A 13,642-nucleotide genomic window follows, 5' to 3' on the forward strand; every position below is an offset into this window, starting at 1 on the left:
GTGAGCGCCGCCGACGAGGCCAGCGCCGCCCGGCCTGACGCGGCCCGGCCTGACGTGGCCCGGCCGGAAGATGCGGTCGCCGCGCCCGCGGGCGCCGATTCGACGCCCGACACGGTCGACGGCGTCGCCGCATTCGCGCGCCTGTACGGCGAGCCGCTCTTCAAGCTGCCGCAGGATCTCTACATCCCGCCCGACGCGCTCGAGATCTTCCTCGAAGCGTTTGAAGGCCCGCTCGACCTGCTGCTCTACCTGATCCGCAAGCAGAACTTCAACGTGCTCGACATCCCGATGGCGCAGGTCACCGCGCAATATCTCGGCTATGTCGACCAGATCCGCACGTCGAACCTCGAACTCGCGGCCGAATACCTGCTGATGGCCGCGATGCTGATCGAGATCAAGTCGCGGATGCTGCTGCCGGTCAAGAAGGCCGATACGGGCGAGGAAGCAGAGGATCCGCGCGCCGAACTCGTGCGCCGCCTGCTCGAATACGAGCAGATGAAGCTCGCCGCGCAACGCCTCGACCAACTGCCGCAGCTCGGCCGCGACTTCCTGCGCGCCGAGGTCTACATCGAGCAGAGCGTCACACCGCGTTTCCCGGACGTGAACTCGGACGACCTGCGCGCCGCGTGGGCCGACGTGCTGAAGCGCGCGAAGCTCGTCCAGCATCACAAGATCTCCCGCGAGGAGCTGTCGGTGCGCGAGCACATGAGCCTGATCCTGCGCAGGCTGCAGAACGCGCGCTTCATGGAGTTCGCCGATTTGTTCGACACATCGCGCGGCGTGCCGGTCGTCGTCGTGAACTTCATCGCGATGCTCGAGCTGTCGCGCGAATCGCTCGTCGAGATCACCCAGGCCGAACCGTTCGCGCCGATCTACGTCCGCCTCGCATACCTGCCCGCCTGAGCCGCCGCTCCAGTATCAATTGGGGCCTGTTTGCGCCCGTGCAGCGGTATTCCTGACAGAAGCGAACGATCGTGCCTTTATCGATGCGTGCTGCGGCCAAATCCTCTACAATCCGCCGACGCCCGACGCGCCGCCCGCGCGCGGGCGCGATTGCCGCTGCATTTACCACTACGTTTGCCGCTACGACCCCGACGCCGCGTGCCGCGGCGCCAACGCGCACCAGCGCGAGGAACCCGCTACCCGACCATGAAAGTCATCAGCTCGATCCAGGAACTGCGCGACCAGTTGCGCGGACAGAACCGCACCGCCTTCGTGCCGACGATGGGCAACCTGCACGAAGGGCACCTGTCGCTGATGCGGCTCGCGCGCCAGCACGGCGACCCGGTTGTGGCGAGCATCTTCGTGAACCGCCTGCAGTTCGGTCCGAACGAGGATTTCGACAAGTATCCGCGCACGCTGCAGGATGACATCGAGAAGCTGCAGAAGGAGAACGTCTACGTGCTGTTCGCGCCGACCGAGCGCGATATGTATCCGCAGCCGCAGGAATACCGCGTGCAGCCGCCGAACGACCTCGGCGGGATCCTCGAGGGCGAGTTCCGGCCCGGTTTCTTCACCGGCGTGTGCACGGTCGTCACGAAGCTGATGTCGTGCGTGCAGCCGCGCGTCGCCGTGTTCGGCAAGAAGGATTACCAGCAACTGATGATCGTGCGCAGCATGTGCCAGCAGCTCGCGCTGCCGGTCGACATCGTCGCGGCCGAGACCGTGCGCGACACCGACGGCCTCGCGCTGTCGTCGCGCAACCGCTATCTCGCGCCGGCCGAACGCCAGGAGGCGCCGGAACTCGCGAAGACGCTGCAGCGCATCCGCGAGTCCGTGCTCGGCGGCGAGCGCGACCTCGTCAAGCTCGAACAGCACGCGCACGCGCACCTCGCGGGCCGCGGCTGGGCACCCGACTACATCTCGATCCGCCGGCGCGCGAACCTGCTCGCGCCGAGCGCCGCCGAACTCGAGGCCGGCGAACCGCTCGTCGTGCTCGCCGCCGCGAAGCTCGGCGCGACCCGCCTTATCGACAACCTGGAAATCTGACGGCTTTCGTCCGCCAGCGCATCACGACGCATCAAGGAGGCACCATGCAGCGCAACATGCTCAAATCGAAGATCCACCGCGCGGCCGTCACGCACTGCGAGCTGCATTACGAAGGCTCGTGCGCGATCGACGAAGACTTGCTCGAAGCCGCGAACATCGTCGAGAACGAGCGGATCGACATCTGGAACATCAACAACGGCGAGCGCTTCTCGACCTACGCGATCAAGGGTGAGCGCGGCAGCGGGATGATCTCGCTGAACGGCTCGGCCGCGCGCCGCGCGCAGCTCGGCGACCTCGTGATCATTGCGGCGTTCGCGGTGGTCGACGAAGCCGAACTGAAGGCCGGCTGGAAGCCGGACCTCGTGTTCGTCGACGAAGGCAACAAGATCAAGGGCAGCCGCGATCACGTGCCGACCCAGAACTGGACGTAATCGCGTGCGGTGCCCGGGCGCGCGGCCGGAGCACGACGCGGCGGCCCGCGCGGGCACGGGTGGCCCATCCGGACGGCCGCCGCGCCGGCTCGCGCCGCGCAGGATGAACGAAGGGCCGGGTTCCGTACGGAACCCGGCCCTTGTTATGCAAGGTCCGCAAGCCTGTGCCCGCCTTGGGGGCCGCGCCGTCGTGGACGGCTGGCCCTGGAAGCGCCGCGCTCAGCGCGTCACGACGCCTTCGCGGCCTTGGCCGGCCGGACTTCGGCCCATTCGATGATCGGCCGCCACTGCTCGAGATCCTTGTCGACGCGGCTCTTCGCGACGTCCCACAGCGTGAGCCCGTGCGCGGCGAGCTGCACGTAGTTCTGCGTGTCGCGCACGTAGCCGAGCACGGGCAGCTCCAGCCCCTCGACGAAGCGGTGCAGCTGATCGGCCGAGCGCGTGCGCGCATCGACCCGCATCCCGACGATCCCGACCTCGATGTTGCCCTTGCGCACGGCCTTCTCGTTCGCGAGCCGTTCGAGGAAGTGCTGGGTCGCGAGGATGTCGAAGATCGACGGCTGCAGCGGCACGATTACCTTGTCGGCAAGCTGCAGCGCGACGGTCAGCCGGTTGCCGTGCAGGCCGGCCGGCGTGTCGATCACCGCGTATTCGAGGCCGCGCGGCGGCTTCGACGGCGCATCGGGATCGAGCTCCCACGCCTCGATGGCCGGCAGCCCGGCCGGGCGCAGATCGAGCCACGCATGCGCGGACTGCTGCCGGTCGAGATCGGCGAGCGCCACCCAGGTGCCCTGCGCTGCGAAATAACCAGCGAGATTGGTAGACAGCGTGCTCTTCCCCACGCCGCCTTTCGGATTCGCCACTACGATGACCGTCATGAATTCCCCCGAAAAAGCCGCGCGGCGCCGGCCGACAGGCGGGCGCCGCAGAATTGCGGATACAGGGAGCGATGATATCGGCAAATGGGGCGTCACCGGAACCGGTCGCGCCCACGTCGCCTCGCCGGCGGCCCCGGTCAGGTGCGCTGTGCGGCCGCGCGTTGCGTGCCGAGCGCAAACGCGCCGCCGCCCAGCAGCGCCTGGACGGCGAGCGTCACGGCCCAGAACGCCGGATATTCCCAGCCGCCGTGCGGCGACGCGAAGCTCCAGCCGTTCGGCAGATGCGCGGCGGTCGCGCCGAGCATGAACGGCAACAGCAGCAGCGCGGCGACGCGCACCCGGAAACCGGCGACGAGCGCGAGGCCGCCGGCCAGCTCGACGACGGTCGTCACGTAAGCGAGCCACGCGGGCAGGCCGATTGATGCGAAAAACTGCGCGGTGCCGGGCAGCGTGAAGACGAATACCTTCTGCGCGACGTGTGCGAGGTACAGCACGCCGAGCGCCACCCGCAGCAGCGTCGCGGCGAAGTCGTTCAAGCGGTTCGGGTTCATGTCGGGTTCCTTCGGGAGTGAATGGGAATGGAATGCACTCTATTCAAATCCGTTTCGCCAACAAACAGTCGATTGCGCTTAAATTACTTCCTGATACGAACGAATATGGCGCAAAAAAAGGGGCATGACGATCATGCCCCCGCGATTCGCCTTTCAGCTTCAGTAGCCGCCCTTGCCTTGCGAGGATCCGCTGGACTGGCCGCCGTTCGGTGCATACGAATCGCATGCGTGCACCCACGTCGTTGCCGTCAGCAACCCCAACAGCACTGCGCACCACCACCGTCGAGCCTTCATCGTCGCGCTCCTCCGGACGGGTATCCGCCCTCCTTTGGTTGTACGTCACGCAACGAAAAATGCGAGCACGAATCGTCGGCCGAAATGGTCGAATCGGCCGAATCGCTCCCATCGGCCGACATGGTCAAACAGGCAGGCGCGGGCAGCCGTCAGCGGAATTCGGCATACAGCGCGCCCAGGTCGAGATGCGCGGCGAACGTGTCCGCGAGCCGTTCCAGCGACGCTTCGCGCAGCGCCGGATAGTCGATCCGCTCGGCCGCGTCGAGGCCCGCCCAGCCGAGCAGCGCCGCGCATGCGTCCGGCGCGTCGAAGAGGCCGTGCACGTAGGTCGCGAAGATCTGCCCGTCGGCCGACAGCGCGCCGTCCGTGCGCGTGCCGCCCGCAGCATCCGTGCCGCCGACGACGTCGTCCGCCAGCGCGAGCGCAGGCGCCGCGAGCGCGGGGCCGCGCGTCTCGCCCATGTGGATCTCGTAGCCGCACACCGCCGCGCCGCCCGGCAGCGCAAGCTGCCCTGTCACGTTTTTCAGCGTCTTGTCCGGCTGCAGCGTCGTCGCGTAATCGAGCAGCCCGAGCCCCGGCACGCTGCCCGGCGCACCCTCGAGGCCGAGCGGATCGTCGAGCGTGCTGCCGAGCATCTGCATTCCGCCGCAGATGCCGATCAGCTTGCCGCCGTAGCGCAGGTGCCGCCGGATCACCGCGTCCCAGCCCGCGTCGCGCAGCCACGCGAGGTCGCGCTGCACGCTCTTCGAGCCAGGCAGGATCAGCAGGTCGGCGGCCGGCACCGGGCCGCTCTTCCAGTATGTGAACTCGACCTGCGGATGCGCGCGCAGCGGATCGAAATCGGTGTGGTTGCTGATGCGCGGCAGCGCGGGCACGACGACCCGCAGCACACCCGCGTCGTCGCCCCCGTTGTCACGCGCGGCGCCGCTGCGGGCCTGCACGGGCAGCATGTCCTCCGCGTCGAGCGTGAGGCCGTGCAGGTACGGCAGCACGCCGAACACCGGCTTGCCGGTTTGCGCGCGCAGCCAGTCGAGGCCCGGTTCGAGCAGCCTGAAATCGCCGCGGAAGCGGTTGATCACGAAGCCGCGCACCCGCGCGCGCTCGCTGTCCGACAGGCACGCGAGCGTGCCGACCAGATGCGCGAACACGCCGCCGCGGTCGATGTCGGCAACGAGCACGACCGGGCAGTCGACGCGCTCCGCGAAGCCCATGTTCGCGATATCGCCGTCGCGCAGGTTGATTTCGGCCGGACTGCCCGCCCCCTCGACGATCACCGTGTCGTAGCCGGCGCGCAGCCGCGCGTACGATTCGAGCACCGCGTCGAACGCGACCGGCTTGTAGTCGTGGTACGCCCGCGCGTTCAGGTTCACGCGCGCCTTGCCGTGGATGATCACCTGCGCACCGCGGTCGCTCGTCGGCTTCAGCAGCACGGGGTTGAAATCGGTATGCGGCGCGACGCCCGCGGCCAGCGCCTGCAGCGCCTGTGCGCGGCCGATCTCGCCGCCGTCGGCCGTCACAGCACTGTTGAGCGCCATGTTCTGCGGCTTGAACGGCGCGACGCGCGCGCCGGCGCGGCGCGCAAGGCGGCACAGGCCCGCGACGAGCGTGCTCTTGCCCGCGTCGGACGTCGTGCCCTGGATCATCAGCGTGCCGCATGGCCGCAGCTTGGGTGCATTCATCGGGTCAAAGGCGTGGCGAAACGAAGGCCGCATTATCGCCTGCGCCGTTACAATCACGCGATGAATCCGCACGACCTCACCTTCGTCCTCGGCGGCGCGCGCTCGGGCAAGAGCGCGTACGCCGAGCGGCTCGCGGCCGACAGCGGCCGTGCCGTCACCTATGTCGCGACCGCGTATGCGGCCGATGCCGAATTCGCGCAGCGGATCGCGCATCATCGCGCGCGCCGGCCCGCGAGCTGGGGCTTCGCCGACGCGCCCGTCGCGCTCGCCGAAACGCTCGCGCAACTCGACGATCCCGATGCGTGCCTGCTCGTCGACTGCCTGACGCTGTGGCTCACGAACCTGCTGTGCCCGGCCGACGGCGAGCCGCATGACGACGCGCAATACGAAGCGCGCGTCGCGGCGCTCGAAGCGGCACTGCGCAACGCGCGCGCGAAGGTGATCGTCGTCAGTAACGAGATCGGGCTCGGCGTCGTGCCGCTCGGCGCGGTGACGCGCCGCTTCGTCGACGAGCTCGGCCGCCTCAACCAGCGCGTCGCCGCGCTCGCGACGCGCGTCACGCTGCTCGTCGCGGGACTGCCGGTTGCGATCAAGACGGAGCCCGCGTCATGCTGATGCTGTCGTTGCCTGCGGTCGCGATCCTCGCGATCGTCGCCGTGATCGTCGACCGCGTGCTCGGCGAACCGTCGGCCGCGCATCCGCTGGTCGCGTTCGGGCGCCTTGCCGCACGCCTCGAAGCCGCGCTGAACACGGGCCGGCGCGGCCGCCTGACGGGCCTCGCCGCATGGCTCGCGGCCGTCGCGCCGCCGGTCGTGCTCGCCGCGTGGCTGACGGCCGTGCTGCCCGGCCCGCTCGCGGCCGCGCTGCACGTCGCGCTGCTGTGGTTCGCGCTCGGCGCGAAAAGTCTCGCCGACCATCTCGCACCGATCGCCGCCGCGCTGCTGCGGCACGACCTGCCCGGTGCGCGCGCGCTGACCGCGCGGATCGTGTCGCGCGACACGAGCACGGCCGACGAAGGCGCGCTGTCGCGCGCGGCGGTCGAATCGGCGCTCGAGAACGGCAACGACGCAATTTTCGGCGCCCTCTTCTGGTTCGTCGTCGCGGGCGGCCCCGGCGCACTGATGTTCCGGCTCGCGAACACGCTCGACGCGATGTGGGGCTACCGCACGCCGCGTTTCCTGACCTTCGGCTGGGCCGCCGCACGAATCGACGACGCGCTGAACTGGATTCCCGCGCGCCTCACGGCCGCGAGCTATGCGCTGCTCGGCGACACCGCGAACGCATGGCGCTGCTGGCGCACGCAGGCGCGCCACTGGGACAGCCCGAACGCGGGCCCGGTGATGGCCGCGGGCGCGGGCAGCCTGAACGTGCAGCTCGGCGGCCCGGCCGTCTATCACGGCGAGCTCGAGCAGCGCCCGCAGCTCGGCAGCGGCTCGCCCGCAACCGCCGCGCACATCGTCGCCGCGCTGTCGCTCGTCACGCGCACGCTCGCGCTGTGGCTCGCGCTGCTCGTCGCAAGCGCCGCACTCGTCATGGGCACCCAACATGTCTGACATCCCCATCACTCACGGCGGCATCAAGCACGGCGGCAATCTGCATGAAGCCGCTCGCCGCCACGGCATCCCGCACGACGCCTGGCTCGACCTGTCGACCGGCATCAATCCGGTCGGCTATCCGGTGCCGCCCGTGCCCGCCGACGCGTGGCGCCGGCTGCCCGACGACGGCGACGCGCTCGCCGCGTGCGCGGCCCGCTACTACGGCGCGCCGGATGCCGCGCACGTGCTGCCGGTCGCCGGCAGCCAGGCCGCGATCCGCGCGCTGCCCGCGCTGCTGCCGCACGGCAGCGCAGGCGTCGCCGCGCTCGCGTACGGCGAGTACGGGCCCGCGCTCGCGCGCCACGGTCATCGCGTCGAAACGCTCGATATCGCGACGGGCACGCTGCCGGCCACGCTGCGCCACGTGATCGTCGGGAATCCGAACAACCCGACCGCCGAACGCGTCGCGGCCGAGCGCCTGCTCGGCTGGCATGCGCAATTGTCGGCGCGCGGCGGCACGCTGATCGTCGACGAGGCGTTCGCCGACACCGGCGCGACCGGCTCGCTCGCAGCCTGCGTCGATCGCCCCGGTCTCGTCGTGCTGCGCTCAGTCGGCAAGTTCTTCGGGCTGGCGGGCATCCGCGCTGGTTTCGTGCTCGCGTGTCCCGAACTCGTCGGCGCGTTGCGCGACACGCTCGGCGCGTGGACCGTCAGCGGCCCCGCGCGGCACGCGGTCATGGCCGCGTTCGCCGATCGCGCGTGGCAGGCGGCGGCCCGCGAGCGGCTCGCCGCCGACGGTGAACGGCTCGCCGCGCTGTTGCGCGGACATGGCTTTGCCGTGCATGCGACGCCGCTGTTCAGCTGGACCGCCGATCCGCGCGCCGCGGCGCTGCACGCAGCGCTCGCGCGGCACGGTATCTGGACACGCCATTTCGCGCAGCCATCGAGCGTGCGCGTCGGCCTGCCGGGCAGCGACGACGAATGGCGGCGCCTCGCCGATGCGCTCGCACAATGCGCACCCGAGCTGCACGGAGCACCACGTTGACGTTGCGCCCGCTCGCCTGCCTGCTGCCGGCCGCAGCGCTCGCGCTCGGCGGCGCCTCGGCGGCGCGCGCGGACGCCAGCGCCCGCGACGACGCGGGCAACACGGTCACGCTCCCCGCGCCCGCGCAACGCGTCGTCAGTCTCGCGCCGCACGCAACCGAATTGATCTACGCGGCCGGCGGCGGCGCGAAGCTCGTCGGCACGGTCACGTACAGCGACTATCCGCCCGCCGCGAAATCGGTGCCGCGCGTCGGCGACAACAAGGCGCTCGATCTCGAACGGATCGCCGCGCTGAAGCCCGACCTGATCGTCGTCTGGCGGCATGGCAACGCCGAACGGCAGACCGACGCGCTGCGCGCGCTGCACATCCCGCTCTACGTCAGCGAGCCGAAGCATCTCGACGACATTGCGTCGTCGCTGCGCCAGCTCGGCGCGCTGTTCGGCACGCAGCCTGCGGCCGATGCGGCCGCGGCATCGTTCACGCGCGACGTCGACGCGCTGCGCGCGCGCTACGCGGCGCGTGCGAGCGTCACGGTGTTCTTTCAGGTATGGGACCGGCCGCTGATGACGCTCAATGGCACGCATCTGATCAGCGACGTGATCGCGCTGTGCGGCGGCCGCAACGTGTTCGCGTCGCTGAAGCCGCTCGTGCCGACCGTGACGGACGAGGCCGTGCTCGCGGCGAATCCTGAAGCGATCGTGACGACGAGCACCGGCGCGACGCCGTCGCACGAGCCGCTGCCGAGCCTCGCGCGCTGGCGCGCGTGGCCGGCGCTGACCGCCGTCGCGCGCGACAACCTGTTCGCGATCGACGGCGATCTGCTGACGCGCCCGTCGCCGCGCATCGCGCAAGGCGCGGCGGCGCTGTGCGAGGATCTCGACGCCGCACGCAGGCGACGGCCGGCACGCTGACCGGCACACGCGCCTGTACGTGCCTATATGTGCCTACTCGTCCCAGTGCACGACCTCCCATGCGTGCGCCGCATCGCGCGCACGCAGCCACACGATGCCGCCCGGCGGCACCGGCCGCGACAGCAGCGTGTCGAGCGGCACGCGTAGCACCTGCGACGCAAGCACGCGAATCACGCCCGCATGCGTGACTGCCCATTGCGGCGCGTCGACCTGCGCGATCGCATCGACGAGCTGCGCAACCCGTGCGGCGAAACGCGCGACGCTCTCGCCGCCATGGACGCACGCGTGCATCAGGTCGGCCGCCCACGCGTCGAGCGCCGCACGGTCGATGTCGTCCCAGCGCTGCATTTCCCACGCGCCGAAGTCCATCTCCTGCCAGCACACGTCGCGCTGCAGCGGCGCGCCGAGCGCATCCGCGAGCCGCTCGGCGACCGATGCACAGCGCGTCAGCGGGCTGCACCAGATGCGCGCCGGTGGCGGCGTATGCAGCGCCGCGAGACGCTCGCGCACGGCCTGCGCACCGGCGTCCGCCGACGCGGCGAGCGGCACGTCGCTGCGCCCGTAGCACACGCCGGCATCGACATCGACCGCCGGATGCCGGATCAGGACGATATCCATCCGAGCACCACGAGATAGATCGTCAGTTCCCCCAACTGCTGCGCGAAGCCGAGGCAATCGCCGGTGTAGCCGCCGATCCGCCGCACGAGGTAGCGCGCAAGCCATGCGCGCAGCAGCACCAGCGCGACGAGCGCGGCCATGCCCGCGCGCCAGTCCGGCCAGAACAGCCACGGCAGCCCGATTGCGGTCGCGACGAGCGCCGCGCGCGGCCCCATCCGCTGCGCGACCGGCTTCGCCTTGCCTTCGGCGCGCACGTAATCGAGCGACATCAGCAGGCTCACCGCCATCGCACGGCTCGCAGCGTGCGCGGCGATCATCGTCCAGGCGGCGCGCAGCGGCGGCAGCGCGGCAAGCGCCTGCCATTTCAGGCCGAGCGCGATCACGAGCGCGACCGCACCGAAGGTGCCGATCCGCGAGTCGTGCATGATCCGCAGCACGTCGTCGCGTGTGTAGCCGCCGCCGAACGCGTCGCAGCTGTCGGCGAGCCCGTCCTCGTGGAACGCGCCGGTTGCAAGCAGCGTCGCGGCGATCGACAGGCCCGCCGCGATCGACGCCGGCAGCGCGTGCAGCGCGGCGAGGTAGACGAGCGCGCCCCACGCGCCGACGCACGCGCCAACGAGCGGGAAATAGCGCGCGGCCTGGTCGAGATCGCCGGACGCATAGCCGATCGCGCGCGGCACGGGCACGCGCGTGAAATAGCCGAGCGCGACGAAGAAGTAGCGCAATTCGGCGCGCAGGCCGGTCGCGCGCTCAGGCGTCACGATCGTCGATGCCCGCGGATTCGAAGCTCGCCATCTCGGTCATGAACGCGGCCGCCGCGCGCACGAGCGGCAGCGCGAGCGCCGCGCCCGTGCCTTCGCCGAGCCGCAGGTCGAGCGCGAGCAGCGGCTTCGCGCCGAAATGCTCGAGCATGCGGCGATGTCCGGCCTCGTTCGACGTGTGCGAGAACACGCAGTAGTCGCGCACGGCCGGCACGAGCCGCTCGGCGACGAGCAGCGCGGACGTCGCGATGAAGCCGTCGATGAGGATCGCCATCCGCTCGCTCGCGGCCGCGAGATACGCGCCCGTCATCATCGCGATCTCGAAACCGCCGAACGTCGCGAGCACGTCGAGCGGCTCGATCGCGTGCGAATGCCGCGCGAGCGCGCGTCCGAGCACCGCGCGCTTGTGCGCGAGCCCCTGGTCGTCGAGGCCCGTGCCGCGCCCGACGCACGCGTCGATCGGCACGTCGAGCAGGCGGCTCATCAGGCACGCGGCCGACGACGTGTTCGCGATCCCCATCTCGCCGAAGCCGATCACGTTGCTGCCGAGCGCGGCATGATGGCGCACGCGCGCGGCGCCGGCCGCAAGCGCGGCAAGTGCCTCGTCGCGCGTCATCGCAGGCTCGAGCGCGAAATTGCGCGTGCCGCGCGCGACCGGCAGCGCGATCAGCCGGTCCGAAGTGGGCAGCGGCGACGCGACGCCCGCGTCGACGATCTCGAGCGTGCTCTGTGCGACCCCCGAGAACGCATTGATCGCCGCACCGCCATCGAGGAAATTTGCGACCATCTGCGCGGTCACGGCCTGCGGGTACGGGCTCACGCCTTCGGCCGCGATCCCGTGATCGCCGGCGAACACGATCGTCACCGGACGCTGCACGAGCGGGCGCTCGGTGCGCTGGATCAGGCCCAGCTGCAGCGCCAGCGCCTCGAGCTGGCCGAGGCTGCCGGGCGGCTTGGTCTTGTGGTCGATCACGTGCTGCAGGCGCGCGCGCTGCGACATGTCGTGCGGTGCGATGTCGGGCAGGAAGTCGGTCGGTTTCATCGGAAGTTCGCCTCATTGGCGCGGCAGCAGCCGCACGTCGAAAGAAAGGGGGTCATCGCCGCTCCGGCCACGCGGGCAGCAATGCGTCGCGGCCGTCCTGGCGGATCAGCACGAGCGGATAGCCGAACGCGTCGCTCGCGCGCTCGGGCGTCAGCACGTCGTGCACGGGGCCCGCCCACACGCGTCCGCGGCCGTCGAGCAGCAGCGCGTGCGTCGCGAAACGGCGCGCGAGATTCAGGTCATGACACGAGAACAGCACGGTGCGCGCGCCGGCGTCGAGCCACGCGGCCAGCGCGGTCAGGCAATCGACCTGGTGATGCAGGTCGAGATGCGCGAGCGGCTCGTCGAGCAGCAGCAGCGGCGCATCCTGGCACAGCGTCGCGGCCAGCGCGACGCGCTGCCGCTCGCCGCCCGACAGCGACAGCACGTCGCGCTCGGCAAGCGCCGTCAGGCCGAACGTCGCGAGCGCCGCGCGCGCGGCCGCGCGGTCGCCGTCGCGCTCCCAGCCCCAGCCGCCGAGATACGGAAACCGGTTGAGCAGCACCGTATCGAACACCGTCGCGCTGAACGCATCGTGCAGTTGCTGCGGCATCAGCGCGCGCCGCAACGCGAGCTGCGCATGCGGCCACGCGGCGAGCGGCCGGCCGTCGACTTCGACATGGCCGCCCGACGGTACAAGCAGTCCCGCGAGCGTCGCGAGCAGCGTCGTCTTGCCCGCGCCGTTCGGCCCTGCGACGCACCAGATCTCGCCGGGCCGGAAAGCCTGCGTGAAGCCGCTCAGCAATGTGCGCGAGCCGGCCTGCAGCGTCAGGTTGACGGCCGCGCAGGCGGTGCCGTCGGAACGGCTGGAACGCATCGTGTTCATCGCATCGGCCTCCTCAGCAACATCCACAGGAACACGGGCACGCCGATCAGCGCGGTCATCACGCCGACCGGCAATTGCGCGGGCGCGATCACGGTGCGTGCGAGCAGGTCGGCCGCCATCACGCCGCCACCGCCCGCGAGCATCGCGGCCGGCAGCAGCATGCGCTGGTCGTTGCCGAACGCAAGACGCAGCGCATGCGGGACGACGAGGCCGACGAAGCCGATCGTGCCCGCAGTCGTCACCGCGGCGGCGGCGGCCAGCGACGCGATCAGGTAGATCCGCATGCGCAGCCGCGCGACCGGCACGCCGAGCGCGAGCGCAGTCGCGTCGCCACGCAGCAGCACGTTCAGCTGCGGCGCGGCCGGCAATGCGATGCATGCGGCCAGCAGCAGCGCGCCCCACGCGAACCACGGCGCGGCCACACCGTTCAGGTCGCCGGTCAGCCAGAAGATGATGCCGCGCAGGCGCGCATCGGGCGCGAGCGACAGCAGCAGCGTGACGAGCGCGCCCCACCCCGCCGCGATCACGACGCCGGTGAGCAGAAGCCGCGGCGACGCGTCGCGTAACTCGCCGCGCCACAGCTCGCGGCGCGCGAGGCCGAGCACGAGCGCGACCGACACGAGCGCGCCCGCGAACGCCGACGCATCGACGAGCCACCACGCGCCGCCCGCGATCATCGCGACGAGCGCGAAGCCTGCCGCGCCGCCCGATACCCCGAGCACGTACGGCTCCGCGAGCGGATTGCGCAGCAGCACCTGCAGCAGCGCACCTGCGAGCGCAAGCAGCGCGCCGCAGGCGAAGCCCGCGAGCGCGCGCGGCAGGCGCAGCGTGCGGACGATGTCGGCGAACAGCTGAGCGCCGCCCGACGCATCGCCACCACCGTGCGGAACGAGCGACGCGAGCGCCTGCAACGGCGACATCGGCACGCTGCCGATCGTCAGCGACGCGACGAACAGCACGGCGACCACGGCCGCGAGCGCGGCCCAGATCGCGGCGGCGCGCGACGCGCTCATGCGGCGCACCCTCCTGCGCGTGCCGGCCGC

General features: G+C 70.9%; 16 protein-coding genes. 7 read left to right on the forward strand and 9 right to left on the reverse strand.

Annotated elements, in window-relative coordinates:
• The 3 genes from DID96_RS02880 (at position 1) to panD (ending at position 2,420) form a co-directional block, all read left to right on the forward strand.
• Complete coding sequence (locus DID96_RS02880; protein ID WP_185732159.1) at positions 1–903, forward strand: ScpA family protein; 903 nt, start codon at positions 1–3, stop codon at positions 901–903.
• 246 nt (positions 904–1,149) lie between these two features.
• Positions 1,150–1,989 (forward strand): pantoate--beta-alanine ligase, encoded by an 840-nt coding sequence (panC, locus tag DID96_RS02885; RefSeq protein ID WP_124597751.1) that lies wholly within the window; start codon positions 1,150–1,152, stop codon positions 1,987–1,989.
• Between the two features lie 44 nt (positions 1,990–2,033).
• Positions 2,034–2,420, forward strand: coding sequence for an aspartate 1-decarboxylase (panD, locus tag DID96_RS02890; protein ID WP_124597752.1), 387 nt, complete (start codon positions 2,034–2,036; stop codon positions 2,418–2,420).
• A gap of 227 nt (positions 2,421–2,647) precedes the next feature.
• Here panD and DID96_RS02895 read toward each other — a convergent pair whose 3' ends face one another.
• The 4 genes from DID96_RS02895 to DID96_RS02905 form a co-directional block, all read right to left on the reverse strand.
• Positions 2,648–3,298 carry a ParA family protein gene (locus DID96_RS02895; protein ID WP_124597753.1) on the reverse strand — a complete coding sequence of 217 codons (651 nt, stop codon included), beginning with the start codon at positions 3,296–3,298 and terminating at the stop codon, positions 2,648–2,650.
• Between the two features lie 137 nt (positions 3,299–3,435).
• Positions 3,436–3,849 carry a DoxX family protein gene (locus DID96_RS02900; protein ID WP_124597754.1) on the reverse strand — a complete coding sequence of 138 codons (414 nt, stop codon included), beginning with the start codon at positions 3,847–3,849 and terminating at the stop codon, positions 3,436–3,438.
• 159 nt (positions 3,850–4,008) lie between these two features.
• Positions 4,009–4,143: a hypothetical protein gene (locus DID96_RS38780; RefSeq protein ID WP_260463786.1), complete on the reverse strand. Its 135-nt coding sequence runs from the start codon at positions 4,141–4,143 to the stop codon at positions 4,009–4,011.
• A gap of 149 nt (positions 4,144–4,292) precedes the next feature.
• On the reverse strand, positions 4,293–5,822 hold the full coding sequence (locus DID96_RS02905; RefSeq protein ID WP_124597755.1) for a cobyric acid synthase: 1,530 nt from the start codon (positions 5,820–5,822) through the stop codon (positions 4,293–4,295).
• Positions 5,823–5,882: 60 nt separating this feature from the next.
• On the opposite strand from DID96_RS02905, the gene cobU reads away from it, so the two are divergent.
• The 4 genes from cobU to DID96_RS02925 are packed head-to-tail and all read left to right on the forward strand — an operon-like array spanning position 5,883 to position 9,313.
• Positions 5,883–6,437: a bifunctional adenosylcobinamide kinase/adenosylcobinamide-phosphate guanylyltransferase gene (cobU, locus tag DID96_RS02910; RefSeq protein WP_124597756.1), complete on the forward strand. Its 555-nt coding sequence runs from the start codon at positions 5,883–5,885 to the stop codon at positions 6,435–6,437.
• Complete coding sequence (gene cbiB, locus DID96_RS02915) at positions 6,431–7,375, forward strand: adenosylcobinamide-phosphate synthase CbiB (RefSeq protein ID WP_124597757.1); 945 nt, start codon at positions 6,431–6,433, stop codon at positions 7,373–7,375. Before cobU ends, cbiB begins: the two co-directional genes overlap by 7 nt.
• Positions 7,368–8,402: a threonine-phosphate decarboxylase CobD gene (gene cobD, locus DID96_RS02920; protein ID WP_124597758.1), complete on the forward strand. Its 1,035-nt coding sequence runs from the start codon at positions 7,368–7,370 to the stop codon at positions 8,400–8,402. Before cbiB ends, cobD begins: the two co-directional genes overlap by 8 nt.
• Complete coding sequence (locus DID96_RS02925; protein ID WP_124597759.1) at positions 8,369–9,313, forward strand: cobalamin-binding protein; 945 nt, start codon at positions 8,369–8,371, stop codon at positions 9,311–9,313. Before cobD ends, DID96_RS02925 begins: the two co-directional genes overlap by 34 nt.
• 33 nt (positions 9,314–9,346) lie before the next feature.
• Here the strand turns inward: DID96_RS02925 and cobC are convergent, their stop codons facing one another.
• The 5 genes from cobC to DID96_RS02950 are packed head-to-tail and all read right to left on the reverse strand — an operon-like array spanning position 9,347 to position 13,612.
• Entirely contained in the window at positions 9,347–9,931 is a 585-nt protein-coding gene (gene cobC / locus DID96_RS02930; protein ID WP_124597760.1) for an alpha-ribazole phosphatase, read from the reverse strand.
• A complete protein-coding gene (locus tag DID96_RS02935; protein WP_124597761.1) occupies positions 9,916–10,692 on the reverse strand; it encodes an adenosylcobinamide-GDP ribazoletransferase in 777 nt (258 codons plus the stop codon). The genes cobC and DID96_RS02935 overlap by 16 nt, the downstream gene beginning before the upstream one ends.
• Entirely contained in the window at positions 10,682–11,734 is a 1,053-nt protein-coding gene (gene cobT, locus DID96_RS02940) for a nicotinate-nucleotide--dimethylbenzimidazole phosphoribosyltransferase (protein ID WP_124597762.1), read from the reverse strand. The genes DID96_RS02935 and cobT overlap by 11 nt, the downstream gene beginning before the upstream one ends.
• Positions 11,735–11,786: 52 nt before the next feature.
• The gene (locus DID96_RS02945) at positions 11,787–12,599 is read right to left on the reverse strand and encodes an ABC transporter ATP-binding protein (RefSeq protein ID WP_124597763.1); all 813 of its coding nucleotides are present in this window, start codon (positions 12,597–12,599) and stop codon (positions 11,787–11,789) included.
• Entirely contained in the window at positions 12,596–13,612 is a 1,017-nt protein-coding gene (locus DID96_RS02950; RefSeq protein WP_124597764.1) for an iron ABC transporter permease, read from the reverse strand. Before DID96_RS02950 ends, DID96_RS02945 begins: the two co-directional genes overlap by 4 nt.
• Between the last annotated feature and the right edge of the window lie 30 nt (positions 13,613–13,642).

Source organism: Burkholderia sp. Bp8963, from assembly GCF_003854275.1.
Lineage (GTDB): Bacteria > Pseudomonadota > Gammaproteobacteria > Burkholderiales > Burkholderiaceae > Burkholderia.

Coding starts and splice junctions, on each gene's coding strand:
- DID96_RS02895 (WP_124597753.1), bottom strand. CDS start 3,298: ATGACGGTCATCGTAGTGGCGAATCCGAAAGGCGGCGTGGGGAAGAGC.
- cobT (WP_124597762.1), bottom strand. CDS start 11,734: ATGAAACCGACCGACTTCCTGCCCGACATCGCACCGCACGACATGTCG.
- cobC (WP_124597760.1), bottom strand. CDS start 9,931: ATGGATATCGTCCTGATCCGGCATCCGGCGGTCGATGTCGATGCCGGC.
- panC (WP_124597751.1), top strand. CDS start 1,150: ATGAAAGTCATCAGCTCGATCCAGGAACTGCGCGACCAGTTGCGCGGA.
- DID96_RS02905 (WP_124597755.1), bottom strand. CDS start 5,822: ATGAATGCACCCAAGCTGCGGCCATGCGGCACGCTGATGATCCAGGGC.
- DID96_RS38780 (WP_260463786.1), bottom strand. CDS start 4,143: ATGAAGGCTCGACGGTGGTGGTGCGCAGTGCTGTTGGGGTTGCTGACG.
- panD (WP_124597752.1), top strand. CDS start 2,034: ATGCAGCGCAACATGCTCAAATCGAAGATCCACCGCGCGGCCGTCACG.
- cobD (WP_124597758.1), top strand. CDS start 7,368: ATGTCTGACATCCCCATCACTCACGGCGGCATCAAGCACGGCGGCAAT.
- DID96_RS02945 (WP_124597763.1), bottom strand. CDS start 12,599: ATGAACACGATGCGTTCCAGCCGTTCCGACGGCACCGCCTGCGCGGCC.
- DID96_RS02900 (WP_124597754.1), bottom strand. CDS start 3,849: ATGAACCCGAACCGCTTGAACGACTTCGCCGCGACGCTGCTGCGGGTG.
- cbiB (WP_124597757.1), top strand. CDS start 6,431: ATGCTGATGCTGTCGTTGCCTGCGGTCGCGATCCTCGCGATCGTCGCC.
- cobU (WP_124597756.1), top strand. CDS start 5,883: ATGAATCCGCACGACCTCACCTTCGTCCTCGGCGGCGCGCGCTCGGGC.
- DID96_RS02950 (WP_124597764.1), bottom strand. CDS start 13,612: ATGAGCGCGTCGCGCGCCGCCGCGATCTGGGCCGCGCTCGCGGCCGTG.
- DID96_RS02925 (WP_124597759.1), top strand. CDS start 8,369: ATGCGCACCCGAGCTGCACGGAGCACCACGTTGACGTTGCGCCCGCTC.